24 protein-coding genes are annotated in these 26,027 nt (G+C 37.8%); 14 read left to right on the top strand and 10 right to left on the bottom strand.

Going from position 1 to position 26,027, the window contains the following annotated elements:
• Nucleotides 1-144: 144 nt before the first annotated feature.
• Nucleotides 145-819 (bottom strand): DUF4142 domain-containing protein, encoded by a 675-nt coding sequence (locus ASE74_RS14365; protein ID WP_055910429.1) that lies wholly within the window; start codon nt 817-819, stop codon nt 145-147.
• A gap of 169 nt (nt 820-988) precedes the next feature.
• Here ASE74_RS14365 and ASE74_RS14360 point away from each other — a divergent pair, with 169 nt between their 5' ends.
• The gene (locus ASE74_RS14360) at nt 989-1,312 is read left to right on the top strand and encodes a hypothetical protein (protein WP_055910426.1); all 324 of its coding nucleotides are present in this window, start codon (nt 989-991) and stop codon (nt 1,310-1,312) included.
• A 50-nt stretch (nt 1,313-1,362) separates the two neighbouring features.
• On the opposite strand, the gene ASE74_RS14355 is transcribed toward ASE74_RS14360, so the two are convergent.
• Nucleotides 1,363-2,187: an ion transporter gene (locus ASE74_RS14355; protein ID WP_055910420.1), complete on the bottom strand. Its 825-nt coding sequence runs from the start codon at nt 2,185-2,187 to the stop codon at nt 1,363-1,365.
• 136 nt (nt 2,188-2,323) lie between these two features.
• Here ASE74_RS14355 and ASE74_RS14350 point away from each other — a divergent pair, with 136 nt between their 5' ends.
• From ASE74_RS14350 to ASE74_RS14340, 3 genes are all read left to right on the top strand, one after another.
• A complete protein-coding gene (locus tag ASE74_RS14350) occupies nt 2,324-3,673 on the top strand; it encodes an alpha-L-fucosidase (protein WP_055910417.1) in 1,350 nt (449 codons plus the stop codon).
• Nucleotides 3,674-3,801: 128 nt separating this feature from the next.
• Complete coding sequence (locus ASE74_RS14345) at nt 3,802-4,053, top strand: hypothetical protein (RefSeq protein WP_055910413.1); 252 nt, start codon at nt 3,802-3,804, stop codon at nt 4,051-4,053.
• A 42-nt stretch (nt 4,054-4,095) separates the two neighbouring features.
• A complete protein-coding gene (locus ASE74_RS14340; protein WP_055910445.1) occupies nt 4,096-4,815 on the top strand; it encodes a DUF481 domain-containing protein in 720 nt (239 codons plus the stop codon).
• Between the two features lie 101 nt (nt 4,816-4,916).
• Here the strand turns inward: ASE74_RS14340 and cobA are convergent, their stop codons facing one another.
• Nucleotides 4,917-5,681, bottom strand: a complete 765-nt coding sequence (gene cobA / locus ASE74_RS14335) for a uroporphyrinogen-III C-methyltransferase (protein ID WP_055910410.1) — start codon at nt 5,679-5,681, stop codon at nt 4,917-4,919.
• Nucleotides 5,682-5,933: 252 nt separating this feature from the next.
• Between cobA and nirB the strand changes: the two genes are divergently transcribed.
• From nirB to ASE74_RS14300, 7 genes are read left to right on the top strand one after another with little or no spacing between them, the layout of a single operon-like run.
• The gene (gene nirB / locus ASE74_RS14330; RefSeq protein WP_082458787.1) at nt 5,934-8,447 is read left to right on the top strand and encodes a nitrite reductase large subunit NirB; all 2,514 of its coding nucleotides are present in this window, start codon (nt 5,934-5,936) and stop codon (nt 8,445-8,447) included.
• Between the two features lie 35 nt (nt 8,448-8,482).
• Nucleotides 8,483-8,830 carry a nitrite reductase small subunit NirD gene (gene nirD / locus ASE74_RS14325; RefSeq protein WP_055910407.1) on the top strand — a complete coding sequence of 116 codons (348 nt, stop codon included), beginning with the start codon at nt 8,483-8,485 and terminating at the stop codon, nt 8,828-8,830.
• Between the two features lie 58 nt (nt 8,831-8,888).
• A complete protein-coding gene (locus tag ASE74_RS14320) occupies nt 8,889-9,284 on the top strand; it encodes a hypothetical protein (protein ID WP_235526097.1) in 396 nt (131 codons plus the stop codon).
• A 31-nt stretch (nt 9,285-9,315) separates the two neighbouring features.
• Entirely contained in the window at nt 9,316-10,683 is a 1,368-nt protein-coding gene (locus ASE74_RS14315; protein WP_055910436.1) for an MFS transporter, read from the top strand.
• Between the two features lie 37 nt (nt 10,684-10,720).
• Nucleotides 10,721-14,332 carry a nitrate reductase gene (locus ASE74_RS14310; protein ID WP_055910405.1) on the top strand — a complete coding sequence of 1,204 codons (3,612 nt, stop codon included), beginning with the start codon at nt 10,721-10,723 and terminating at the stop codon, nt 14,330-14,332.
• Nucleotides 14,304-14,810 (top strand): nitrate reductase associated protein, encoded by a 507-nt coding sequence (locus ASE74_RS14305; RefSeq protein ID WP_200912310.1) that lies wholly within the window; start codon nt 14,304-14,306, stop codon nt 14,808-14,810. Before ASE74_RS14310 ends, ASE74_RS14305 begins: the two co-directional genes overlap by 29 nt.
• 4 nt (nt 14,811-14,814) lie before the next feature.
• Complete coding sequence (locus ASE74_RS14300; RefSeq protein ID WP_055910399.1) at nt 14,815-16,296, top strand: rubredoxin; 1,482 nt, start codon at nt 14,815-14,817, stop codon at nt 16,294-16,296.
• A gap of 71 nt (nt 16,297-16,367) precedes the next feature.
• Here the strand turns inward: ASE74_RS14300 and ASE74_RS14295 are convergent, their stop codons facing one another.
• Nucleotides 16,368-16,955, bottom strand: coding sequence for a molybdenum cofactor guanylyltransferase (locus ASE74_RS14295; protein WP_082458786.1), 588 nt, complete (start codon nt 16,953-16,955; stop codon nt 16,368-16,370).
• A 117-nt stretch (nt 16,956-17,072) separates the two neighbouring features.
• Nucleotides 17,073-17,756, bottom strand: a complete 684-nt coding sequence (locus ASE74_RS14290; protein WP_055910394.1) for a Crp/Fnr family transcriptional regulator — start codon at nt 17,754-17,756, stop codon at nt 17,073-17,075.
• 196 nt (nt 17,757-17,952) lie between these two features.
• Here ASE74_RS14290 and ASE74_RS14285 point away from each other — a divergent pair, with 196 nt between their 5' ends.
• Entirely contained in the window at nt 17,953-18,153 is a 201-nt protein-coding gene (locus ASE74_RS14285) for a hypothetical protein (RefSeq protein ID WP_055910391.1), read from the top strand.
• A gap of 138 nt (nt 18,154-18,291) precedes the next feature.
• Here ASE74_RS14285 and ASE74_RS14280 read toward each other — a convergent pair whose 3' ends face one another.
• The 3 genes from ASE74_RS14280 to ASE74_RS14270 are packed head-to-tail and all read right to left on the bottom strand — an operon-like array spanning nt 18,292 to nt 23,260.
• Nucleotides 18,292-19,590, bottom strand: a complete 1,299-nt coding sequence (locus ASE74_RS14280) for a PepSY domain-containing protein (protein WP_055910388.1) — start codon at nt 19,588-19,590, stop codon at nt 18,292-18,294.
• Nucleotides 19,591-19,626: 36 nt separating this feature from the next.
• Entirely contained in the window at nt 19,627-20,874 is a 1,248-nt protein-coding gene (locus ASE74_RS14275; protein WP_055910385.1) for a DUF4374 domain-containing protein, read from the bottom strand.
• 16 nt (nt 20,875-20,890) lie between these two features.
• A complete protein-coding gene (locus ASE74_RS14270; RefSeq protein ID WP_055910382.1) occupies nt 20,891-23,260 on the bottom strand; it encodes a TonB-dependent receptor in 2,370 nt (789 codons plus the stop codon).
• A 272-nt stretch (nt 23,261-23,532) separates the two neighbouring features.
• Here ASE74_RS14270 and ASE74_RS14265 point away from each other — a divergent pair, with 272 nt between their 5' ends.
• The gene (locus ASE74_RS14265) at nt 23,533-24,114 is read left to right on the top strand and encodes a DUF4142 domain-containing protein (RefSeq protein ID WP_055910380.1); all 582 of its coding nucleotides are present in this window, start codon (nt 23,533-23,535) and stop codon (nt 24,112-24,114) included.
• Between the two features lie 48 nt (nt 24,115-24,162).
• Here the strand turns inward: ASE74_RS14265 and ASE74_RS14260 are convergent, their stop codons facing one another.
• Entirely contained in the window at nt 24,163-24,546 is a 384-nt protein-coding gene (locus ASE74_RS14260; RefSeq protein ID WP_055910377.1) for a LytTR family DNA-binding domain-containing protein, read from the bottom strand.
• A 212-nt stretch (nt 24,547-24,758) separates the two neighbouring features.
• On the bottom strand, nt 24,759-25,436 hold the full coding sequence (locus tag ASE74_RS14255; RefSeq protein WP_055910374.1) for a hypothetical protein: 678 nt from the start codon (nt 25,434-25,436) through the stop codon (nt 24,759-24,761).
• 221 nt (nt 25,437-25,657) lie between these two features.
• Between ASE74_RS14255 and ASE74_RS14250 the strand changes: the two genes are divergently transcribed.
• A complete protein-coding gene (locus tag ASE74_RS14250; RefSeq protein ID WP_055910370.1) occupies nt 25,658-25,876 on the top strand; it encodes a hypothetical protein in 219 nt (72 codons plus the stop codon).
• The last annotated feature ends 151 nt before the right edge of the window (nt 25,877-26,027 follow it).

Raw genomic sequence — 26,027 nt, 5'->3', positions numbered from 1 at the left:
CCACGACACCCTTGTCTCGAGCTAACACTTCCTACTGCTAAGCGTGTTCGGGACTTGAACCCTATAGTCGATTGCCATGCCCGGCGCACGAAAAAAAAAGAGCCGGCGTTTGCCGACTCTTTCATTTAATTGCTTAAATCAATATTATTTATTTAAAGTACTAACCTCTTTTAGGTGTTTTTTTAAAACTGGCAAATATTTATTGGCATAGGCCTTAACTGCCGCGTCTGTTGATTGCGATGCTTTTTCAAATAATGCCACTGCATTTTGGTGATCGGTAACCATCATTTGAACATAAGCCTTATCAAATGAAGTTCCGCTGAGTTTGTTCAGTTGTTCTGTAGCATTTGTTACATCATATTCATTTCCTCCTTTAGTAGTTAGGCCGGTATTGCCAGCTTCACCACCGGTATTTTTCACTCTTGAGGTATCTTTCAAGTTTTCTGGGGCCGAGTCTACCCTTCCATCAGGTCTTTGACCATCATCTGGCGTGCTATTTGGCAAATTAACTTTCTTAAGCTTTGCCAAAACTTTTAATTCTTCGTTGGCTTTGGTATGATCATCCACCATCATTCGGCCAAATGCCTTAACTTTTTTATCGGCAGCTTTATCGGCAGCAAGTTTTCCTGTTAATACCTCTTTCATTCCGGCAATCGCTGCTTGTTGCAAAAACTGTTCAGTTGTTAAACTATCCGCTTTCTGGATATAATCAAATGTTGTAGCATAGTGCCAATCAGTGTTTGCAATTGCGTTAAATGATGTGGCTGAAACAATCATTCCCACTACTGCTATTTTTTTGGTATTAAAATGGTTTTTCATGGTTAATTAATTAAGGTTAAATGCATTACTATAACCCGATTAATACTTAAAAAGTTTCATCGATTGCTATTGTTGATTCAAATACCGCACAACATACAGGGTTTAATAATTTATTTTTTCCTAAACCTAATTTGTTTTCATCCTGTTCTATAATAAAAACATTTACATTATGGAAAATCAAGAGAACAATCACCAAGAGGAAGAAATTCAAAATATTGAGCAGTTTCAGATTAACCGCTCAGAAGGAAATGCAGCTGAAGGATACAATACTCCTGAGCCAGATGATGATGAATACACTGAAGATGAAGTGCCGTTTGCAGATGGAGAAGGTACTTTGTTAAATGATGAAATTGAAGGGCCTGATGATGAAGATGATGAGGATTTGGGCGATGATGATGTAGTGGAAGAAGGCGACGACTACAATGAATCAGATATAGAAGAGCTGGATAAAGATCCGAATGCTTATGATGAGGATGACAGTGAGCTTTTGTAAATTAAAAAAAGCATTAAAAAGATGCCAGATTGAAAACCAGTCTGGCATTTTTATTTAAATAAAGATGAGCCACAATATTTACAAAACAGTGCATCATTATCATGCCCTTCCCTACTGCAATTTGGACAAGATTCTGGTAGTTCTTTTTTCTGCCTGGAAGCAACTGCAATATCGTGGGTGATAATTCCGGTTGGTACAGCGATAATTGCATAACCGATTAGCATTACAACCGAAGCTACAAACTTGCCCAGCGGTGTAATGGGCGAAATGTCGCCATATCCTACTGTAGTTATGGTAACTATAGCCCAATAGATACTTTCTGGAATATTAGAGAAACCATTTTCACGTTTTTCTACCAGGTACATGATCGATCCAAGAATAACCGTTATGGTTAATACAGTGAGCAGAAAAATGCTTATTTTCCGAACACTATTTTTCAGTGCCTGCGTTAAGAAATTAATCTCGGTTAAAAAATGGCCAAGTTTAAATATTCTGAAAACCCTAAGTAACCTCAAAGCCCTAAATACCAATAACGATTGCGCACCGATAAAAAAGATACTTAAATATGAGGGCAATAGTGCAACCAGATCAATAATACCCAACGGACTGAATACATACCGAATTGGCTTTCTGATACTTACCAGCCTTAAAATATATTCTATAGTAAAAAGCGATGCAAAAACCCATTCAGTAATATTGAATAATTTGCCATATTGCTGATGAATACTCACCACACTATCGAGCATTACCACAATAATACTCGAAAAAATGGCAATCAATAGGCCAACATCAAAAGCCTTACCTGCGGGCGTGTTCGATTCGTAAATGATTTCGTGTAGTTTGAAACGCCAATCTTTTGAGGGGTTTGATGCCATATTAACAGTTAATTCTGGTTAAAGTTAAAGGAAATTTAAACCAATTTCCCTTAATATTTTGCTCATACACCAACATTTTTAATGCCAATTGCTCGGTAAATTAGTCTTTTAAACCCTAACCAAAAGAAACCACAAAATGAGAAAAACATTTTTATCAGCTTTGCTGCTGCTTAGTTTTGCCTTACCAGGCTTGGCCCAAAAGCGATTGGGAAACGAAACTGCTGCTCAAAAAACCAAACGAATGGAATGGTGGACGGATGCCCGCTTCGGAATGTTTATCCATTGGGGGCTTTATGCTTTACCTGCGCGCCACGAATGGGTAAGAAATGCAGAACGCATAACAAACGAAAATTATCAGAAATATTTCGATCAGTTTAATCCCGATCTCTTTGAACCTAAAAAATGGGCAAAGGAAGCTAAAGCGGCAGGAATGAAATATGCCGTATTAACCACTAAACACCACGAAGGATTTACATTATTCGACAGTAAATACACCGATTATAAGGCCACCAATACTCAGGCTAAACGAGATTTAGTAAAAGAGTTTTTAGATGCATTTCGCGCAGAGGGTATTAAAGTTGGCTTTTATTATTCACTGATAGACTGGCACCACCCTGATTTTCCGGTTGACAAATACCATCCTTTAAGGCCACAGACAGAAAGTGATGAAGCTTACGCTGACCTAAATAAAAACCGTGATATGGCAAAGTATCGAAAGTATTTGTACAATCAGGTAACAGAATTGCTAACCAAGTATGGAAAAATTGATATTCTTTGGGCCGACTTCTCTTATCCCGGCAAGTATGGCAAAGGCCGTGATGATTGGGGTTCGGTAGAACTGCTTAAGCAGATTAGGAAACTGCAACCGCAAATTATAGTAGATAATCGTTTAGACCTTAATGATTATGAAGATGGTACTGATTTTGAAACCCCTGAGCAGGTTGGTCCGAAAGAATTGGAAAAATACCGCGGTAAAGTTTGGGAAACCTGTCAAACCTTTTCAGGTTCATGGGGATATCACCGCGACGAAAACACCTGGAAAAGCAACAGAAAATTATTGGATCTGCTCATTACTTCAGTAGCCAATGGCGGCAATTTATTGTTAAATGTTGGTCCGACTGCCCGCGGAGAATTCGATAGCAGAGCCAATACCGCATTGGATAGTTTGGCCTTATGGATGCATGCCAACTCGAAATCTATTTACCATTGCACTTTTGCTCCTGCCGGATATAAAGCAGCCGACGGAATAAAACTAACCTATAATAAGGATACTAAAAAGCTTTATGTACACCTTTTCGAATACCCCAACACTGGATACCTCACCTTAGAGGGATATAAAGACAAAACAAAATATGCCCAGTTTTTACATGATAATTCAGAAATACAGGTCGATGTGGAAAAATCTACCGGGAATAACCTTGTTTTAAAACTTCCGAAGAGGAAACCTGATTTTGAGATTCCGGTAATCGAACTGACTTTAAATTAATCTACCTATTTTTAAGTTAAGCCCGTAAGTTAATTCTTGCGGGTTGTTTTTTTTGAACTGCATAACAAACCTTATCCGGAAATGAACAAAACATTCTCAGAATTTTATTGTCTACAAATAAAAACATTATGAAAGTAAAAGGTGCATTTGTTTACCCTCTCGAAACAGGTGAAAAAGCTTTAATCCTCCTAGCCGAAAGCAAAACAGATCAGGATAAACTTTATCACTATTTAACGATAGATGCCTACAAATTTAAAAGAGAAATTGCAGAGGAAGAACCCAATATTGGATGGATTTCTGCAGGTTATAAAAATGAGCACAATGAAATTACATGGAATCAGGAGTATATCCCGGTGCCCAAATGGTACGATCTGAATTAAATCATATTAAACATATTGATGCCAAATGATGTTAAAATAATTATGAAGTTTATTGTCCTGCTAATTTTATTCTTTTCCTGTTATGTAACATCCTTTGCCCAGTATACAGATAGTACAAATTACCATGTATTGCTTACCTCAACAGGATCAATTAACCGAACAAATGAAGATCGTGCCTATTTACTAAACAACGCATTAAATTTCGGCATGAAAAAGAAAAGTTTTGTTTTAAACTCCAGTTCGGCCTGGCTTTATGGCAAACAAAATAACAATTTAACCAATAACGACTTTTCTACCACGCTTAACTTCAACCTGTACAAAACTTTTCCTCACTTTTATTATTGGGGTTTGGTAAATTACAATACCAGCTACTCGCTAAAACTTAAAAATCAGCTGCTTGCCGGAGGAGGAATTGCGTATAGTATTTTAGATAGAACAAATGCCTATATTAATTTAAGCAACGGTGTGCTTTTTGATCAAAGTAGCCTCATTGTTGGCGATAGTTACCATACTTATAGGAATTCTTTGAGATTACAATATCATTTCGCTATTAAAGAATTGATTACTATTGATGGAAATCATTTTTTACAAAATTCTTTCGACAGAAAAGGCGATTATATCATCCGATCAAGCACCACGCTTGGCTTAAAATTGCGCAAATGGATAAGCCTTACAACTGCGCTTACTTACAATAAGCTTAATATAACCCAAAGTGAAAACTTAAACCTTACTTATGGTTTAACATTGGATAAGTACTTTTAGCTAAGTTATTAAACTGATTACTAAGATCAGTTGGTTAGGGAAGCCCAAAGGTTATTTACATTGTTGTATATCACAAATAAAACATTGGACTACTAAATTATTTATGCAGATAACAATTCACCCTGGTTTAAATTCGCATAAGCTTTGGCCTGCACCACATTACCTATAATAATAATAGCGGGATAAGTTAATCCTGCTTCTTCGGCCGATTTTTGCAGATTTTGCACTGTACATACTACCTGTTTCTGATGAGGCAAGGTAGCATGCTGAATTATTGCAGCTGGCATATTACCTAAACCAGCATCGCAATAGGCTTTAACAATTTCACCAACCTTTTTCATACCCATGTAAATCACAACTGTAGCCGAACTCTTCATGGCGCATTTTAGGTCGTTGGTTAAGCTTCCGTCTTTCTTGGTTCCGGTAAGAATCCAAACACTTTCACTTATCCCACGGTGGGTTAAAGGTACATCTATAAAACCTGCACCTTGCATACTGCTTATTCCTGGTATATAATGACATGTAATCCCTCTGGCTTCTGCATAAATCAATTCTTCGAACCCTCTGCCAAAAATAAATGGATCTCCACCCTTTAATCGCACTACAACTTTAAAATTTTGAGCATTTTCTACAATTAAATCGTTTATTTTCTCCTGTGGGGTGTAATTTCCATAAGGTTGTTTACCAACATAGATCATTTTACAGTTTTTTGGAGCAATTTTTAGCAATTCTTCGTTGCTTAGGTTGTCGTAAAGTATAACTTCTGCCCTTTTTAGCACATTAAATGCTTTGATAGTGATTAATTCTGGATCACCAGGACCTCCACCCATTATAAAAAGCCCAAAATCAGTCGTTTTTTCTACCATAATTTTAATGATTTAACTATTTAATGATAAAAGTGATGAAATTTTATTAAAAAAGTAAATATTTTATGATAAATATCACTTTTAAATAACTTTTTACTCAATAATAATCTATATTTGAATATCAAAAATCATATAAAAACAATATCATGATTTAAAAAACCAATTATTTACGTTGAAAAACATAGTGTGATGAATAATTGAATAAATAAAACGACTGATACAACTAACAAACTCAAAATACCTTTAAGATTTATGAAAGAACCACAGATAATCGTAATAGGAAATGGAATGGTGGGATATAAATTCTGCGAAAAGTTAAGATCAAAGACAAAATCTTTCAAAATTATTGTTTTTGGCGAAGAACCTCGCAGGGCTTACGACCGTGTACACTTAAGCGAATACTTTAACGGCAAAACAGCTGATGATCTCTCACTTTCTACAGAAAACTGGTATCAAGAACAGGATATTACCTTATTTTTAAATAATCCGGTAACACAAATAGACCGTGAACATAGAAAGGTTTACACCGCTAACGGAGCAGACTACAGTTACGATATTTTAGTTTTCGCTACGGGTTCTGGTGCTTTTGTACCCAATATACCCGGAATTGAAAAAGATGGCGTTTTTGTTTACCGCACAATAGAAGATCTGGATTTGATTAGTGGTTATGCAAAAAAGGCTAAAACGGCTTCGGTTATTGGAGGCGGTTTATTGGGTTTGGAAGCCGCTAAAGCGTTAATCGATCTGGGAATTGAGAAAACGAGTATCATTGAATTTGCTCCCCGCTTAATGCCGAGGCAAATTGATGCGGCCGGTAGCGACATGCTTAAATCGAAACTAGCAGATTTAGGTTTACACATCCACTTAAATAAAAACACCACCAGTATTGAAGGCGACGGCCGCATTACCGCATTAAAATTTAGCGATGATACGGTTATAGATGTTGATATGCTGGTGATTTCTGCCGGTATTAAACCACGTGATGAACTGGCAAAAGCCTGCGGTGTTGAAGTTGGTGCACGAGGGGGAATTATCGTTAACGAAAAAATGCAAACCAGCGATCCTGCCATATATGCCATTGGTGAATGTGCTTTATACGATGGAATGATTTATGGTTTAATTGCCCCAGGTTATGAAATGGCCGAAGTATTGGCCACAAACCTTTGCCAAGGCGATAAAGCTTTTACCGGATTTGACATGAGCACTAAACTCAAACTCATCGGCATCGACGTAGCGAGTTTCGGCGATAACTTTATTACTGAACCAGATTGCCGCACCATCATTTTCGAAAACAAACACAAAGGAGTTTACAAAAGAATAAATGTTAGTAATGACGGGCAATACCTTTTAGGAGGTATATTAATTGGAGATGCAACAGCGTACAACCTGCTGTTGCAAACCTCTAATAACCGAATTGTTTTACCAGAAAACCCTGAAGAACTGATACTTGGTGCACGGGGAGGAAGTGAACCAGCTGGCGGGGCCGGAATTACCGGTTTACCGGATAGTGCATTAATATGCAGTTGCGAAGGTGTTACTAAAGGCGATATCTGTGCTGCGGTAGCAGATGGTTCTTGCGAAAACATCGATGACCTGAAAAAATGCACCAAAGCAGGTACCGGTTGTGGTGGTTGTTTGCCAATGGTAAAGGATTTAATGACTTACACCTTAAAATCACAAGGCAAATACATTAAAAATGTAATCTGCGAGCATTTTAATTATAGCCGGCAAGAACTTTTTGACCTGATCCATATCCACGAATTAAAAAGTTATGATGAGGTGCTGGATGCCTTAGGCAAAAATGATGGCTGCGAAGTGTGCAAACCACTGGTATCGTCACTCCTTGCCAGCTTATGGAACGAAATGATCCTTAAAAAAGGAAACGATGTAGCGCAAGACAGTAACGACCGTTTTTTGGCCAACATCCAAAAAGGAGGTTCATATTCTGTAGTGCCAAGGGTGCCGGGTGGAGAAATTACACCTGATAAATTGATTGTAATTGGCGAAGTTGCTAAAAAATACAACCTCTACACCAAAATAACCGGCGGGCAACGGATAGATATGTTTGGCGCACACCTTAACGATCTTCCCATCATTTGGGAGGAATTAATTGCGGCCGGCTTTGAAAGCGGGCACGCCTATGGAAAAGGTTTAAGAACAGTTAAAAGTTGCGTGGGTAGCACATGGTGCAGGTTTGGATTACACGACAGTGTTAGTTTTGCCATCAGGATTGAAGAAAGATACAGAGGCATACGGGCGCCTCATAAATTTAAGTCGGCTGTAAGTGGCTGTATAAGAGAGTGCGCAGAAGCCCAAAGTAAAGATTTTGGCATTATTGCCACCGAAAAAGGCTGGAATTTGTATGTGTGTGGTAATGGAGGGAGCAAACCACAACATGCCCTTTTGCTGGCTACAGACTTGGATAGCGAAACCTGCATCCAATACATCGACAGATTTTTAATGTTTTACATCCGTACCGCTGATCCACTTACCCGTACGGCAACCTGGCTGAACAAAATGGAAGGTGGAATAGATTATTTGCGAAATGTAATCATCAATGATAGTTTGGGTATGGCGGCCCAATGGGAAAATGAAATTGAAAATTTAATTGCCTCGTATAAATGTGAGTGGAAAGAAGCTGTTGAGAACCCTGCAATCAGAAAAAGATTCTCTCATTTTGTAAACGCACCTGAAGATAAAGACCCAACAATCGAATTTGTTGAAATGCGCGGACAAAAAAGAACCGCAGAATGGAAAACCTTATAAACTAATCCTTTACAAACTTTATAAAACCCAAAATTATGAAAGAACAATCGAATTGGCTGGCAGCGTGCCGAGTCGAGGATGCCATTGAAAACGGTGGCGTGTGTGTAAAACATGGTGAAGAGCAGATTGCACTTTTCTATTTCACCAGAAGAAATGAGTGGTATGCCACTCAAAATGAATGCCCGCATAAAAAGCAGATGGCACTAAGCCGTGGCATGATTGGCTCTACTACCGATGAACCTAAGGTAGCATGCCCTTTCCACAAAAAAACATTCTCATTGAGCACCGGCGAATGTTTAAGCGGCGATGAATGCGCCATAAAAACCTATCCTGTAAAGATAGAAAACGGAACTGTTTACATTGGCACAACGCCAAAATCTTAACCTGACCCAGTAAGATTTAAACTTTTCCGGATTAAAAATTTAACCAAACCAAAACATTATGAAAATATCTAATTATGTAGCCATAACAGGCTGCCTCGCACTTACCTTGTTCTTTTTTTCGGCAAAATCGCAAACTAAAGCTGTTTTATTCGATGGTACCATCGTTGCAGGTTATGTTGATCACGGTGCTTTTATCAACTGTACCGGTCCGAGTATAAAATTTAGCAAAAAACCTTATACCATATTACTGGGGCTACTTCCAAGCTTACGAATCAAAGAAGATAAAGTTGCTGCCGGTGCCCCAAAAAATGCGGCCCTTACGCCAAACCTTGGTTTTGGCTTAACGGCAGCATTCCGGCATATCGCACTACAGGTTCCGCTATATTATAATCCTAAAACTGCCGTAAAAAATGGTAAATGGAACGCGGGTGTAGGCTTAGGCTATAAATTTTAACATGAACCGTTTCACGCTAAAACCGAACATTATGATACAGAATACCACAACTAAACCACTGGATAAACTTAATATATTTTCGCTTAAGGGTGTTCAGATGAAGACCTTCCACATTACCTGGCTTACATTTTTCTTCTGTTTTTTCGCCTGGTTTGGAATGGCCCCTTTGATGAAGATTGCAAGAGAGCAGCTTCACCTCACTAAAGATCAGGTTGGCAATATTCAAATTGCCTCAGTATCGGCCACCATAATTGCCCGTTTACTTATAGGTAGGTTGATTGATAAATTTGGGCCTAAACTGATTTATACCTGGCTTTTAGTGCTTTGCGCCATTCCGGTACTCTTAATCGGCACCAGCCATTCTTATACATCATTTTTACTTTTCCGCTTAGCGATTGGCGTAATCGGCGCATCATTCGTAATCACCCAGTTTCATACCTCAATAATGTTTGCTTCCAGTATTAAAGGAACGGCAAATGCAACAGCAGGTGGTTTTGGCAATGCCGGTGGTGGTGCTGCCAATCTATTTATGCCTTTAATTGCATCTGGTTTTACAGCCCTGGGATTTTGCAGTACAGAAGATAGCTGGAGATATGCCATGATTTTTCCTGGTGTAATGCTGCTTATCTGTGCATTCTTATACAACCGGTATACTTTGGATACACCACAGGGCGATTTTAAAGACGTGAAGGATGAAACCGTAAAAAGTACCAAAAACACTTTTTTATTAGCCGCAAAAGATTACCGCACCTGGATTTTAACCATTGCTTATGCAGCCTGTTTTGGCGTAGAAATTACTGTAGATAACTTTGCACCGATCTTTTTTACCGACTCATTTGGCGCAACAATAGCTATTGCAGGTATGGTTGCAGGTATTTTTGGCTGGATTAATATTTTCGCCAGGCCACTAGGTGGAATTGTTGCCGATAAAATTGGCAAAACCTGGGGATTTGATGGCAAAACACTTTTACTCGCTTTATTGCTTTTAGTAGAGGGAATCGGCTTAATCTGGTTCGCAAAATCAGGCAATATCGGAATGGCCATTTTCATGATGTTTGTTTTCGGCCTAAGTTTAAAAATGGCCAATGGCGCAACTTATAGCCTTGTTCCATTCATTAACCCACTTGCTGTGGGCAGTGTAGCTGGTATTGTTGGTGCTGGCGGCAACATTGGTGCCATGCTAATAGCCTTCATGTTTAAAGCCAAAGCCAATCATGCTACCAAAAATGTTATTGAAAACGGAATTAACGTTCAAAAAGATCTGATTGATTATACCAGTGCATTTACACTTCTTGGTTTTATTATACTTGGGGTCGGGATTGCGGTTTTCATATTCAGAACCGTTATGGCGCAGAAAAGATCGGCAGTTGAAGATTTGGTGCTTACACCAAGCAAATAAAAAACACCAACGAAATTACCCTACCAGCTGATCTGATTTGAAAGAAGAAAAAAACATATCGCCCAACCAAACAACCACCTGTTGCTACTGCGGCGTGGGCTGTGGGATTGTTGTAAATAAGGATATCCACGAGCGGATAACAGTTGAAGGAGATAAAAACCATCCGGTAAACAAAGGGATGTTATGCAGCAAGGGGATGAACCTTCACTATACGGCAAATGATAAAAGCGATAGGTTACTTTACCCGGAAATGCGCTATAATAAAAATATGCCGCTCCAAAGGGTAAGTTGGGATACCGCGCTAGAAAGAACAGCAGCAGTTTTTAAAGCACTGATTAAAAAACATGGTCCGGATAGTGTAGCTTTTTACGCCAGTGGCCAATGTTTAACTGAAGAATATTATGTAGTAAATAAATTAATTAAAGGATTTATCGGTAGCAATAACATCGATACCAACAGCCGCTTATGTATGAGCAGTGCGGTTGTTGGTTATAAAATGAGTTTAGGTGAAGATGCCGTACCCATTAGTTACGATGATATAGAAATTGCCGATTGTATTTTTGTGGTAGGAGCAAATCCGGCATGGTGCCATCCTATCCTATGGCGCCGTGTTGAAGCCGCAAAACAGAAAAATCCTAATCTGAAAATTATCGTTAGCGACCCCCGAAAAACACAAACCTGCTCGCTGGCAGATGTTCATTTACAGCTTAATCCAGGCACAGATATTACGCTGCACCATGCCATTGGCAGATGCTTAATTGAAGATGGAAAAGTGGATGCAGATTTTATCACAAACAGCACCAATGGCTATGAGAAGTACCATCATACAGTTTTTAAAACTTCTTTGGCAGAGGCAGCTGCAATTTGTGGGGTAACGGAAAGCGATATTCGCTTAGCAGCATCTTACATTGGCCAAGCAAAGGGTTTTATCACCATGTGGACGATGGGACTTAACCAAAGCGTAGTAGGCACCAATAAAAACCTTTCGCTCATTAACCTAAACCTGATTACCGGGCACATCGGCAAACCGGGCAGTGGTCCTTTTTCATTAACCGGCCAGCCTAATGCCATGGGTGGACGTGAAGTTGGCGGCTTGAGTAATTTATTGCCTGCACACCGCATATTGAGCGATGAAAATCACCGCAATGAAGTTGAAAAATTTTGGCAGATTCCACTAGGCACCATACAAGCTAAACCGGGATTATCCGCAACTGAAATGTTTGATGAACTGAATAGCGGAAAACTTAAAGCAATATGGATCTTGTGTACCAACCCGCTAATTAGTTTACCCGATGTGAGGAAGGCTGAAGAAGGATTAAAAAAGGCAAAGTTTGTTGTTGTGCAAGACATTAGCAATACGGTTGAAACCCTAAAATATGCAGATGTAGTATTGCCTGCGGCTGCATGGGTAGAAAAAGAAGGTACCATGACCAATGCCGGCCGCTATATTTCTTACCTCAGTAAAGTGATAGAAGCACCGGGCGAGGCTTTACCAGATTCTGAAATTATTTGCCGCTTTGCAAAAAAAATGGGTTACCATGGCTTCGATTTTAAAGATGCTGCTGAGATATATCACGAACACGCTGCCTTAACGGCCGGAACCCATATCGATATCAGCGGCCTTAATTATGAGATCTTAAAAGAAAAAAGAGCCGTTCAGTGGCCCTATACCAAAGAAGAAAACACGTTCGGAACGGCTAGATTATTTACCGATCATCAATTCTATACTCCAGATAAAAAAGCAAATATCCTATCATTTGATGACCAGAACCAATCAGAACCATTAACACCAGAACATCCACTTATTTTAACTACTGGAAGAATTCGGGATCAATGGCATACAAGGAGTAAAACGGGTAAGGTAAATAAGCTGAATCAACACATCAGTGAATCTTTTTTAGAAATTAATCCGATTGATGCTGAAAACAGGAACATAAAAGACAATGAAATAGTCGAAATTTCGAGTTTACGTGGAAATGTACGTGTAAAGGCAAAATTTTCGGTAGATATTAAACCAGGAGTTGTTTTTATGCCCATGCATTGGGGTAAAATCTTAATAAGTGATTTAAATCGTGTAAATAACCTCACCAATAACCTGGTTGATCCGCAGAGCAAAGAGCCTGATTTCAAATTTAGTGCGGTACAGGTAAAACTATATCAAAAAGAAAAGCAAAAAATTATTGTTATAGGTGCAGGTGCCGGAGCTTGTGGTTTTGTTAAAAGCTACAGGGCCTTAAATACCGAAGATGATATTGAGATTTTTAGTAAAGAAAATTTTCCTTTTTACAACCGTGTACTTCTTCCCGATTATATTATCGGCACCCTGCCCTGGCATAACCTCATAAAAATGAGCGATAGCGAAGAAACCGACTACCGCATTAAGTTACACCGCGGTTTAGGCATTGATAAAATTAATAAAGGGGATAAAACCGTTACCGATAGCAATGGCAAAACCCATCATTACGATATTCTGCTTCTGGCAACCGGAAGCAGGGCTTTTGCGCTTAAAGACATTCCTAAAATAAATGGAATATTTACCATGCGCAGCCGTAACGATGCCGACAGTTTTAAAAAACATGTTGATAGCACAAGCGGAAAAGTGGTAATTGTTGGCGGAGGTTTATTAGGGATAGAACTGGCCACTTCCCTAGCCGAAACAGGATCAAAAGTAACCATTATTCAAAGGATATCAAGATTAATGGGCCGCCAGTTAGATGCACTTGGCAGTCAGTTATTGCACGAAGAATTGATCAGCAAAGGCATCGAAATTTTCTATAATGATGAGGTAGACCGCATTATCGGAGAAAAAAGTATTGCTGGCATCCGTTTAAAAAGCGGTTTATTGCTCAATTGCGAATCACTGGTAATTGCTATCGGCACCGTTCCCAATACAGAACTGATTAAAGAAGCAGGTATTGAATGTATACGGGGAGTAGTGGTTGATGAGTACTTGAGAACAAGCGAAAAAGACATTTATGCCATCGGTGAAATTGCAGAATTTAAAGGACAAATGTACGGTATTACCGCAGCAGCAGAACAACAGGCAGAAATTGTTGCCCGCTTTCTCTGTGGTGATATTGCCAAATTTTACCAAGGCAGCTTATTGATGAACATTCTTAAAATGCACAGCTTAGAACTTTGCTCTTTGGGCTTGGCAGAAATACCCAATAACGATCCTACCTATGAAGAAATTGTTTTTATTGACAAAGCAAAGCGATATTATAAGAAATGTATTGTGCACAATGACAAATTGGTTGGCGCAATACTGATTGGAGATAAAAGTGAGTTTTTGGAATTCAGAAACCTGATTGAAAATAAAATGGAGCTTAGCGAAAAGCGGCTTCAACTTTTAAGGAGCGGCAAAACAACTGAACCAATTATTGGCAAAACGGTTTGCAGCTGTAACAATGTTGGCGAAGGAAATCTCATTAACAAAATAAAGGATGGCTGTAAAGATCATTTGCAGTTATGCCAGTTAACGGGTGCCGGAATGGGTTGTGGCAGTTGCCGCCCCGAAGTGAAAGCGATTTTAGATTCGTTTGTAAATGTATTAAAAACAGAGCCTAAGCCTGAGATCGCATTAGACAAAGTGACCAAAAACAACCTAAAAATTAAACAAAATGATGAAAGTAAAACTCACCCCTTCTGAATTTATAAACCTTAAAGGGATTGAATATTTTCAGTTCGAAGAAGATTTTATTGAAGAAAATATGCGCTGCATCCCTATGGTAGTCCGTTTTAAGATGGATGCAGCGGGAATAAAGCTAAAATTGGCCGAATGGAGCAAATTCCATTCATCAGAGCGGGTTAAGCTGGCACTTATGCCTGTTTTTACACAGGATGAAACAGATCGCTATCATCAGTATCTGATCGGGCTTATAGCTAAATATACCGGAAACCAGGCCACTACAATACCTATCGATCTATTACCCGACTGGGGTAATTTGCATCAAATCCCTGCAATGCTACAAGATAAATCAGCAGCGTTAGCCTTCCAGTTAACCATTGAACAATGGCGTAAACTCACTAACATTCAAAGATTTGCACTTTTGAAATTATGCCGACCTGGGCACGAAAACAAAAATTTTGCTAAAGCCATAGCAGAATTTGGATTGCTAAATACTTAAAGCTATGTATCAAACTGTTTTTATAAACTTCCCTGGCGGAATTATCTCCCCTGGTAACCTCTACAACATTCTTGTGGCCGCAGCAAAAGCTAGGATCCAATATGTGCGCTTTGGTTTACGGCAGCAACTCTTACTTGATACCACCACCTACAACATAGAAATTTTTACCAGCGAACTGGATAAATTGGGTGTTGATTTCGAAGTTGATGCCATCAATTATCCAAATATCATTAGCTCCTATCCTGCTGAAGAGATTTTTATCCGCAAAACCTGGCTTACTGAAGGCGTTTATAAAGATATTTTAGATGAAATTGATTTTAAACCTTCAATAAAGGTGAATATTTGCGATAGCGACCAGAGTTTTACGCCAATGTTAACTGGCAACATCAACTGGATTGCTTCTTCGAAATCAGAACATTACTGGCATTTAATTATCCGGTTCCCAAAAACCAATGTAACCTACGAATGGAACCAACTCTGTTACACCAATCACATTGCGCAGGTTACCAAAGCTTTGGATAACATCATTAAAAATAATGCAGCAGATTTTGTGGATAATGCTTTAGCAAGTGGTGAAGATCTTTTTGCACGCTTAGAACCGAAAAACTTTATCCTTAAACCTGCTGAAAATACGGTTTCACTCTCTTCATTCAACTTGCCTTATTACGAAGGTTTAAACCGCTACAACAACAAATATTGGTTGGGCATTTACAGGCGCGATGAACTTTTTAGCATTGCATTTTTAAAAAAACTCTGTCAGCTTTGCTTAGATACCAAACTGGGGCAATTGTGTTGCACTTCATGGAAAACAATCATTGTAAAGGGGATTGATGAAAAAGATAAAAGCCTTTGGAATACTTTGCTCGAAGAATTTGAGGTTAACATGCGGCATGCAGCCAACGAGCTTAATTTTCAGGTGGAAGACAACTGCAATGAAGGTTTAGCTTTGAAAAGCGTACTGGTTAAACATTTAAGTATCGACGATACCCGAACGTTTGGAATTTGTTTTGGCATTAAAACCCGTAAAAAAAGTGAGGTTTTTAGCAGCATATTAATTCAAAAACGCCATCTGATTAATTTTTTAGGCTTAAAACTGTTTGCCGTTTATGATATTTTATGTGCAAAGGATTTTAATCCGAATGAGCGTACAGGAGAAATTTTTAGCCGAAGCAACCCCGGTTTTCTCTTACCCGAACAACTCAGGCGTGCGATATTTAAATTTTACAAATACCGCTTAAATGCCATCAAAACCGGTAAACAAGTACCAAGTATCCAGGCAGAAGAAAATCAAAAAAAAGATGCTGGCTTTTTATACCAATGCAATAGCTGCTTAACTGTTTACAGCGAAAGCATTGGCGAAATTGAAAATAACATTGCCCCTGGCACCGCATTTAGCGATTTACCAGCACATTATTGCTGTGCACTTTGCGAAGGTGAAAAAAATAACTTCACAAAAATTGATCAATCGGTTTTGCAGATTTTGTAAATATGAAATTACGTTTAACTTAAACTTAGTTGGCATTTTTCTTATGAATAGTCATTTAACTAAAGTCAGGATTACTTTAGGTCGTTTATTTCCTCTTTTGAATTAAAATTTCCAAAATAATGGGAATCCTCATCTGCTATAGCAATTTCGCATACATGTAATTTGCTTAAAACATATTTCATGCTGTGCCTGCCTAAACCTCTCCTGTTAAATAGTTCAATAATTTTTTTTAAGCCTTGAGCTTTATAAATTCCACATAAGGGTTCTTGCTGAGCATCCTTACTGAAAACGTAAGCATCGAAACCATCATCAGTTTTAAACGCTTGCATAAGTTGTTGCAATAAATGCGTTTCCATCATCAGCATATCGCAAGCTAAGAGAAATAAATCTTCGTCAGGATTGGATAAATGAGCGGAAAGCACACCCAATAATGGCCCTTTTACATCAGAAAAATGGTGATCTACAATTAGATTTTCTTTTCCGAAATAATCGGTATAGGTTTCTTGCTGCAATGGGTTGACAGAAAATTGAACCGATAAATTCATAGTACTCAATTTATCGTATGCAATTTGTGCCCAAAGCTTATTTTGATGGCAGAGTAAACCTTTATCAGTGCCCATTCGTAAACTTTGCCCTCCACATAAAATGATTCCTAACATAAGATGCTGATAATTAATTTTTTAAGCGCAACTATCACTTAATTTGATTTTTATAAAATAAATTATCCCTCAGTGTGGCACCAATCTATTTAAAAATCTAAAGATATAAAACCATCGTTATTTACTACTCAAATCAATCAGGCCAACTTCATTTAAAATACCAATCTGTTTGCCGTTCACTATAATTAATTTTTCTGCAAGCAATTCATTCATCGTCCTAAAAACGGTTTCGTAAGTTGCACCGGTAAATGCGGCTAAATCCTGACGGCTTAATGCCAGGTTTAAAAATCCATCTGCATCCAGGCCAAATTGATCCCTCAATCCTAAAATGGCAACCGCTAACCTGCCTTTAACAGACATTAATGCCAGGTTACGCATTTTCTTTTCTGAAGAATGTAACTCATCAGCATAAAACATTAATAAACTATAAGCAAATTCCTGGTTTACCTTTATTGTGGCTTTAAAAAAATCGATGTCAACAAAACATAGTTTAGTGGTTTCTAAAGCGGTTGCTGAAATTGGATAAATATCAATGCTGCTGCTGATTCCCCGATGACCAAATATAGCCCCATCATTGGCAAAACGCAAAATCAATTCTTTGTCGCCCCACTGTTTATGCACTTTTACATTTCCTGAAGTAACAAAATATACCCCACTTACCGGATCGCCTTCCCTGATTATAACCTCCCCTTTTTTTGCAATGAAATTTCTTTTATGATTTGCAATAGCAGGATGCCATTCTTTTAAAGAAAGTTGGCACATAAAACAGGTTTTAAGATCGCAGCTGTTATTTTTCTTCATGTTTGTTAGGGATGTAGGGTAAAAATAACAAATGATTGCACATTTTTATCCTGGGTTGTGCTTTTTATCTGTTCTTCACTATTGTTGAAAATTTTTTAAGAATAAAACTCATTGAAATAGAACACTTAGCGTTATTTACATCCATAATTTGCATAAAGAAGTTTAAACATAAGCCTCCAAATCATAATTTTGTGTTATGGCAAATACAAATGTTAGAAAATCAATCCAAAATAAGATCGAATCCTTAGGTAAGGAAATTGAAACCTTACAGGCAGAATTAAAAAGATGGGAAAAAATTGCAGCCGATTATGAAACCAATTCGGAAAGCATTGATTTAATTTTATCAATCCAATTACCCGAAAAACCTGAACCTAAAGCAAAAAAGGTAAAATTGTAAAAAACATTAAAAAAGAAAACCCGAATCATTTCCGGGTTTTCTTTTTTAATCACTTTGAATTTATTTAAGGTTCCAGCGAGAAATATGCTGATCCCGATTATTCGCAACAACAATACGGTTGCATAAATGCAAAAGACATTATTGCAAAACTTCTTCAACCTTTTTAACTGGGATTTTCGCCCTTGGCTTAAAACCCCCAGTTTTATTATCACCTTCGGTTAAAACGGGTTCTTTCTTCTTTTTTTTCTTAAATTTTCTACCATACCAAATCAGGAAACCCGTTATTGGCAAACTTGCACCAATAAGCGAAGCTAAAAATGCCAGTACTTTGCCTGGAAAGCCTAAAATACTTCCTACGTGAATATCGTAGTTCATTTTTCTAAGTTTGCCACCAAAATCTGCTTCTTCATAAGGAATTGAATAAACCCCGTCGCGTTTAAATTCTTTTAAAGTGTGTTGATCAAAAGTATAACCCTGGTTGTTGTAAAACTGGCCGGTATTGGGATAAACTGTAATGTTAATCGTTGCTTTTGCTTTTGATGTATCTGGAAATGTATAATAGAATCCCTGCGATTTAGGATGACGGGTAATCACTTTTTGCCAGGCCAAATCCATTGCTTTTTGTGGTGTGTAGAATTTTCCAAGTGCTAAAGAGTCAGATTCCAAACGTTGGAAATCGCCTAGTTTTTCGCCTCCTGAAGTTACCCAATATAAACCTTCACTGTACCATTTAATGCCATATACCATACCGGTTAAAGCGATAAAAAGCAAAAAAATCAAAGAATAAAAGCCCATAACATTATGCAGATCAAGATTTACCCTTTTAAATGAAGCACCCCACTTAATTTTAAAGCTCTTATCACGGGTAGATTTGTTCCATTTTTTTGGATACCACCAAATCAATCCGGTAATTAATAAAACAACAAACACCATAGTGCCGTAATTTACAATCGGCCGCCCGATGCCAAAAGGTAACCACAAAAATCGATGACCGTTAAGGATAAATCTAAAAAAATCAACCTCTCCTTTTTTGTGCACCACTTTGCTGATTACTTCCCCTGTATATGGATTAATCTTCAAACTTGTGCCACCGCCTCTTCTTCCTTCGTCTTTCTTCCCTCTTAGATTCAAGTTAATTGCTCTACCCTGCTGATACTGTGCATAAGCAGGAACTTTTTCAGGATAAAGCTTAAAAGCAATCGCACTGAGCTGCGAAGGTGTAATAACAGGCTTATCCTGCTTTTCTATTTTGGTTTCGGGTTCTAAAAAACCTGTAATTTCTTCATTAAAAACCCAGATACAGCCTGTTATACAAACAATAAGAACAATGACTCCGGATATAAGGCCAAGCCAGAGGTGAAGCCATTTATTGATCCGGTTAAATAATGAATCTTTATTTTTTTTCTTTGCTGGAGTAGTTTTGTTTACCGTTGCCATTGTTCTGTTTTGTTTGTTGAGGTGATAATTTTGCGGTTATTTTAAATGTTGAACAGCTGTAATTACTCCGCCTTCAACTTTTAAGCCTCTGGTTGCAGTTGCTGTAGCAGCATCTATTTTGTATACGTAGCTGGTACCATCTGTTAAATTGAAACCCAGGTAGGCCAGTTTTCCATCTTTTGGGGTATAGTTGTTTGTAGTAATGCTTGATATGGCTGTTTCTGCAGGAAGGCCAGATACTTTTTTGAAGGTTTTATCAACCACGTTTAAAACGCCAATCGTTTTTCCATTTACATAGGCACCTTTGTTGGCTTTTAATACCGCATTTACGATGAAATTATTACCACCAATATAAATCCAGTTGGTAATTACATAACCACCTGATACAGATTCGAAATCAAGGAAATAGGTTAAATCGAATTCGGTTGTACCAGCTTTGATTTTTGTAATGGCAGATGGTTTGGTAGAGGTGATTTTAGAATCAGTAAGCACATCAGGGGTTTCAGTATTATCGTCAACAGCTACTGAGCTCGAAAACGCATAAACGTCTCCATTTTCTACTACACCCAATCCATCGGTAAAATATCTTCCTATAAAACTGGTACGGTCGTCTTTAATTACTTTCTCCAATTTCATATCTGGATAAGAATAAACAGCTATCCATGCCGTATTTGGATATTTTGTCCAGAATCTGCTTCCGTTAATACAGAAAAACGGCGCATAAACCTTATTTCCAACCTGTTTAATCCAGCTAAAGTGAGCAATTTCTCCATTGTTTGCAGGTGCCAGGGCATCTAGTGTACCTTCGCCTGAAATTAAAAGGCTGTTGGTATTTACACGGTAAAAATTAGCTGTTGGGGCGGTTAGGTTTCTGGGAATTTTAACCAATAATAAGTCATCATTAACCGGTGCAAAAGCCTGTACGGTTTCGGTTTGGAAATTTGAAACCTTATTTAATTTACCAGCTAAAATATTGTAAGTGGTTACTGCTCCAGGATTTCCCTGTCCGTAAAGCATACTGAAGAACTTATTGTTGTGGGTAACATAGTAACGGTAAGTTCCATCTTGTTCTACACCGTTTCCGGCAGTAGAAATGGTTCCTTTATCCAAATCGCTGGCAGTAAGCAAGTAATCTGCAACACCGGTAGAAGCAACAGGAGTTACCGCCAAAATATAATTCCCAGGGTTTTCGGGTACATTTTCACCTTCTTCTTTTTTTGAACAAGAACTAAGTACCGCAGCGAAAGCAAGCGCAATAAACGCTTTTGTAAAGTTTGTTTTCATATGAACTGATTTTATTTTAATTATTGATTTTATTAATGAAATATCTAAGATTGAGGTAGAATGCCCTACCTGGTTTTTGAAGACTAAAATTATCGAAGAGTTCGGCATTGGTAATGTTTTTGGCTTCAAGGCCAATATTATAGCGGCCTTGTTTTAAACTGTACACAAAGTTTAAATCATGGTTAAACTGCTGTGGGATCACTTTTTTATCACCTACAGCTCCCTGACTTGGCCAATAAAGCCAAAAAGCATGAACATATAACAGGTTATAGCCAATAGAGAGGTTATTGCCTTTGTGGCCAACGTTTTTTAATGAAATAGAAACATCACTATTGCCATACAGGTAAGGAATGTTTGGCATCTGATCGAGATACACATTACTTACATTGGTAAACTTTTCGCCTGTGCTTGGATTAATTTCATACTTCTGCAGATTTTTAAGATTCTGATAGGTTACGGTAGTACCAACGCTTAACCAGTTTTTATACGAATACCTGATTTCGGCATCACCACCTACCGTTCTTACCCCATCGCGGTTATCGGCTACCAATTTCGATTGATTCTGATTTAACCTGTTGTAGATAAAATTAGTGGCATTGCGGTATATGGCATTGGCGGTAAAAGAGAAATTGTGATCTTTATTTAAAGCAAAGCCATAGCTGAGGCCTAAATTAAAATTGTCGCTTTTTTCTGGTTTTAAACCTGGGTTTGCATCCTGGTTTTCTACATCACCAAAAATCTCCTGCGCTTCCGGCATCCGGTTGGTAAGCTCATAGGATGCTTTTAACTGCATATTCCGGTTTACAAAATAAGTTACCGCTGTACCATAACCCAACCGCTCAATATTGTTTTTACCAGCTGTGCTGCCATTTCCATTAACATTCGCCTGGTTAATGTATTTCCCGAACAATGTTGCACTCCAACGGTCTCTAACATCGAAACTATAACCAAGGCCCAATACGTTCTTATTGGTTTTACGGGGCCTTTCATAATCTGCATTTGTGGGATTTAACTCATCACTTCCCTTACGGTTAAAGGTTGTAAATACATTACTTAAGGCTACCGATTGGTGATCATCTATTTTATAATTCAACATGGTTGTTGCCAGGCCATTGTTGTTTTTGTATTTGTATAAACTGCGCGAACGCTCGCCATTTGTTCCGTTTGGTTTACTGTTTCCGTACCAATCGTAGCGTACATTTAAAGTATCTATATTTTGTTCGGTACCTAAATTGTAATTGGCATTAATTGTTAGGTCTAAACCCTTAATCAGGTTCTCTTTTTTATATTTTAGTGTAGGCATAAGAATGTTGCCCCTGCGGTGCCAACCACCAAAAACAGAAACCATCCTGGCGCCAGTTTGAATTTCCTTATAATTTTGACCTACTGTTATGCCAAACAAAAGCTTATCTGCATAACTTTTACCCACAACACCTACATTTGCAATTAAGGTTTCGTTATGGTAAGTATCATTAAATCTTCTTAAAGCAGCTTTTGGCGCGTAAGCTCCAGTATAAATGTCAGATGCTTCTACATTCACTTTATAATCATTATCCGAATAATTCTGGAAAGCGTTTAATTGAAAAGTTAAGCCACTTCTTGATGTTACTGCTGCATTAATTACGCTCCTATGCGTATTAAATGAGCCAAAAGAGTAAGAAGCATCGATATAATTGCGGTAACGATCGCCAGTTACAATGTTAATAGCACCACCCAAAGCATCTGAACCCAGCCACATCGGCACCACACCTTTATACACCTCAATTCTATCAGCAATGTTGATTGGAATATTATTGATCTGAAATGATGAGCCAAAATTATCCATCGGGATGCCATCGATAAAATAGCGCACATGATTACCTGAAAAACCATTTAATGAAAGGTTAAAATTCGAACCAACGCCTCCCGATTCCCTCACCCTTATACCCGCTACACGATCTAATGCACCAGAAATATCAAGCGTGGTGTTGTACAACTTCTTAGCGTCGACAGCTGTTACGTTAAAGGCCTGCCTGTTCACTTCCTGACTGGATGTTCTGCCGATAACGTTTACGGTTTCCATCTGCTCTGAGGATTCTGACAAGCTAAAATTTAAAGCTATTGTTTGTCCTTCAGTAATAGTGATTTCCTTTTTTTGCGTTTTAAATCCAATGGCAGATACCTGTAGCGTATAGCGACCAGAAACGATATTTAAGATTTTAAACTCACCTCGTTGATCCGTTAAAGTACCATAATTGCTTTTGTGGATTTTAATTGTAGCCCCTGGAAGCGGAGTTCCATCACTGGTTTTGATTTGCCCCGAGATACCTGAGAGTCGATTTTGGGCAGAAGCAAAAATTACACAGGCACATAGCATGCCCAATAGCAAAATTTTCTTAATTTGCATGGCTTTTAATGGAGATTAAAGGTGAGCCGGATTTCCGGTTAGCCACACGGGTCCGAACCGTGTGGCATTTTTATTTTTGGCAAATATAGCCTCTATTTAGATCAAGTCCAAATAACAATTGCAACATATCTGTTTTGTTTAAGCCTTTTACCTGCGAAAAAGATTATATACAGCTGATAAACTGAACTTTACTCCTCCTTAAATAATTAGAAAAAAGTTAAAAACCGTTTACAGCATGTGTATGTTATGTACATACAACAAAACCAGTAAATATGAAAAAGTTAATGTATGTAATGGCAATTTCTGCCCTGGCTTTTCAGGCCTGTGGCGGCGGAAATAAAGATGCCAAAGAAAGTGCCGACAGTTTGAATATGGCAAAAGATACCACCACCAATGCTGCTGCAACAGGCGGAATTGCGGTAGATGAAGCCGATTCTAAATTTACCACTCAGGCAGCCGTAGGTGGTATGGCCGAAGTGGAATTAGGTAAAATGGCATTAGAAAAAAGCAGCAACCCACAGGTTAAAGAGTTTGCAACCATGATGGTTAAAGATCATGGTATGGCAAATACAGAACTGATGGCCATTGCAAAACAAAAAAACATTACATTACCAAGTACTGTTGATGATGAGCATAAGAAAAAAATGGACGACCTGAGTAAAAAAACAGGAGCAGATTTTGACAAAGCTTATGTAAGTGCAATGGTAGACGGACACAAATCGACCCTTAAATTAATGGAAGATGAATCCAAAAATGGAAAAGATGCCGACCTAAAAGCATTTGCTACCAAAACAGCACCAATTGTACAAACCCACTTGGTGATGATTAACAAAATTAATGATAGCATGAAATAGGCTATTCTTACCTTTTAAAGTGGTTGTTTACAACCACTTTAATTTTTATTATCGCTTATCTCTCCTCGTCAGTTCCAAAATTGTCGAATTTATTTTCTCAAAGGTTATGGGTTTTACAATAAACCTGTCGCAATATACATTAAAGGCATCAAGCGCATATTTTTCGTGGAAGGTAATAAAAACAAGGTATTTTACATGATCCCTCAATAGTTTCGCAATATCCAATCCTGAAACTTCCATCCCGATATCAAGGAACAAAAAATCTATCTCCTGCATTTCTCTAATTGCTAAAACCCCATCAATTGGGTCTGTAAAAGTGGCGGTAACATTTAGGTTTTCAATTCGATCGATAAAATTATTTAAAATACTGATACTAATTTCGTCATCATCTATAATGATGCATGTTTGTTGAGCGGCATTAATTGAGTGCATTATGATTAAGCGTTTTGCTTAATAAGCCAAGAAACATGCCTAAATCTTTTCAAAAAAGCCTGTAGGTGTAAAGAATAATTTTAAAATTCGATTTTATAGTTATTTATTAAAATCGAATCCATTAAAAATTCTGTTAAAAGTCATTTTTACCGAATAATTATGTACTTAAACAATTACAAATTTGTATTAATACACCTTAACACGATCATTTCTTATTGTTCGGGAGGGGTATGCCAATTGATAAAAGTTTTTCTGCTAATCATTTTTAAATATGGATAATTTCCATTTGATTGCTTTCTTTGTCTAAGTTCATATAAAAAATGTCCACCTAAGTCTACAATTATTTTCGCAGTAGCTAAATACCATACACTATGCGGTTGTTTCCAACAGAAAGAATATAAATCAGAAGTGAATTTAATATCCTTCAGTTCCGGATGATAAAAATTGAGTATTTTAGGATTTATAACACCCTGTAATACATCGTTTTTCATTACCATCGATAAATGATCGGAATGGCAAAATTCATAATCGGCAAGTTTCGGATCATCTACATCAGGTAAATGTTTCAAAATTTTAAATCCTTTAAACTTTTTGCCATTTAATACCCAAATCAAATTTGGATAAAAGGCTTCCCTGCTATTTAATTCGGCAACTGTAATTGGCGAATTTTGAAATTCGATGGTATACCCTGATGGTGTAAAAACATCTGCGCGATGAATATCGGTATTGGCGGCATCATAAAAAGCAACTTCTCTGAATGAGGGTGGAAAAGCCAGTTTCCAATCGCGGTGCCAGGCGGTTTCTTTGCGGTAATATACTTTTCCAAGTGATGAAACATCCTGAATGATCTCAGGATGAGGGATATTTTTATTCACTTCACTTTTGTTCATTCTTCATTAAGGATTAGAATGCTGGATAATTTAATTAGGGAATTGCAAATTTAAACTAAAATTTTTAGCACCAAACAACATTTAAAAAAAATAACCATTAGAAGAGCAATCACTCAGAACAGGAATTCCTGTTAAAATTTATTTAGATGAACCCGAGACAGATAAGCGATAAAGCTTCATTTTATTTCACATCAGTTGTTTCATAATGATAACTTTGCGTTATGACCATCCAAGAAGTACAGCAGTTAGAGGATTTTTTTACACAGGCCGGAAAACAACAGGTTCCTATTTATCTTAACCAAGCTACCATAATTACAGATTATGAACATTTCCTGGAAAGCCATTTTATGCCGCTTCGGCTTAATCCGGATGCAAAAGTGAATTTACCGCTTATTCACAGGCTAAAAATGCTGAAGTTACTTATCGAATCGAACGCTTAAAGGTATAGCTTCTCCCCTTTTTGATCATTAAATCTATTGTTGTGGCGATATCTTTAAAGTCATTTTAACGGCAGTTTTTCATTTGCATTTAAAACTTAAGCTGCTTTAGTTTTTAAAATAAATATTTCCAACTATATTGGCCATTGTTGGT

The sequence above is a fragment of the Pedobacter sp. Leaf216 genome, assembly GCF_001421515.1.
Classification (GTDB): domain Bacteria; phylum Bacteroidota; class Bacteroidia; order Sphingobacteriales; family Sphingobacteriaceae; genus Pedobacter.
This window is presented reverse-complemented; position numbering and strand designations above follow the sequence as displayed.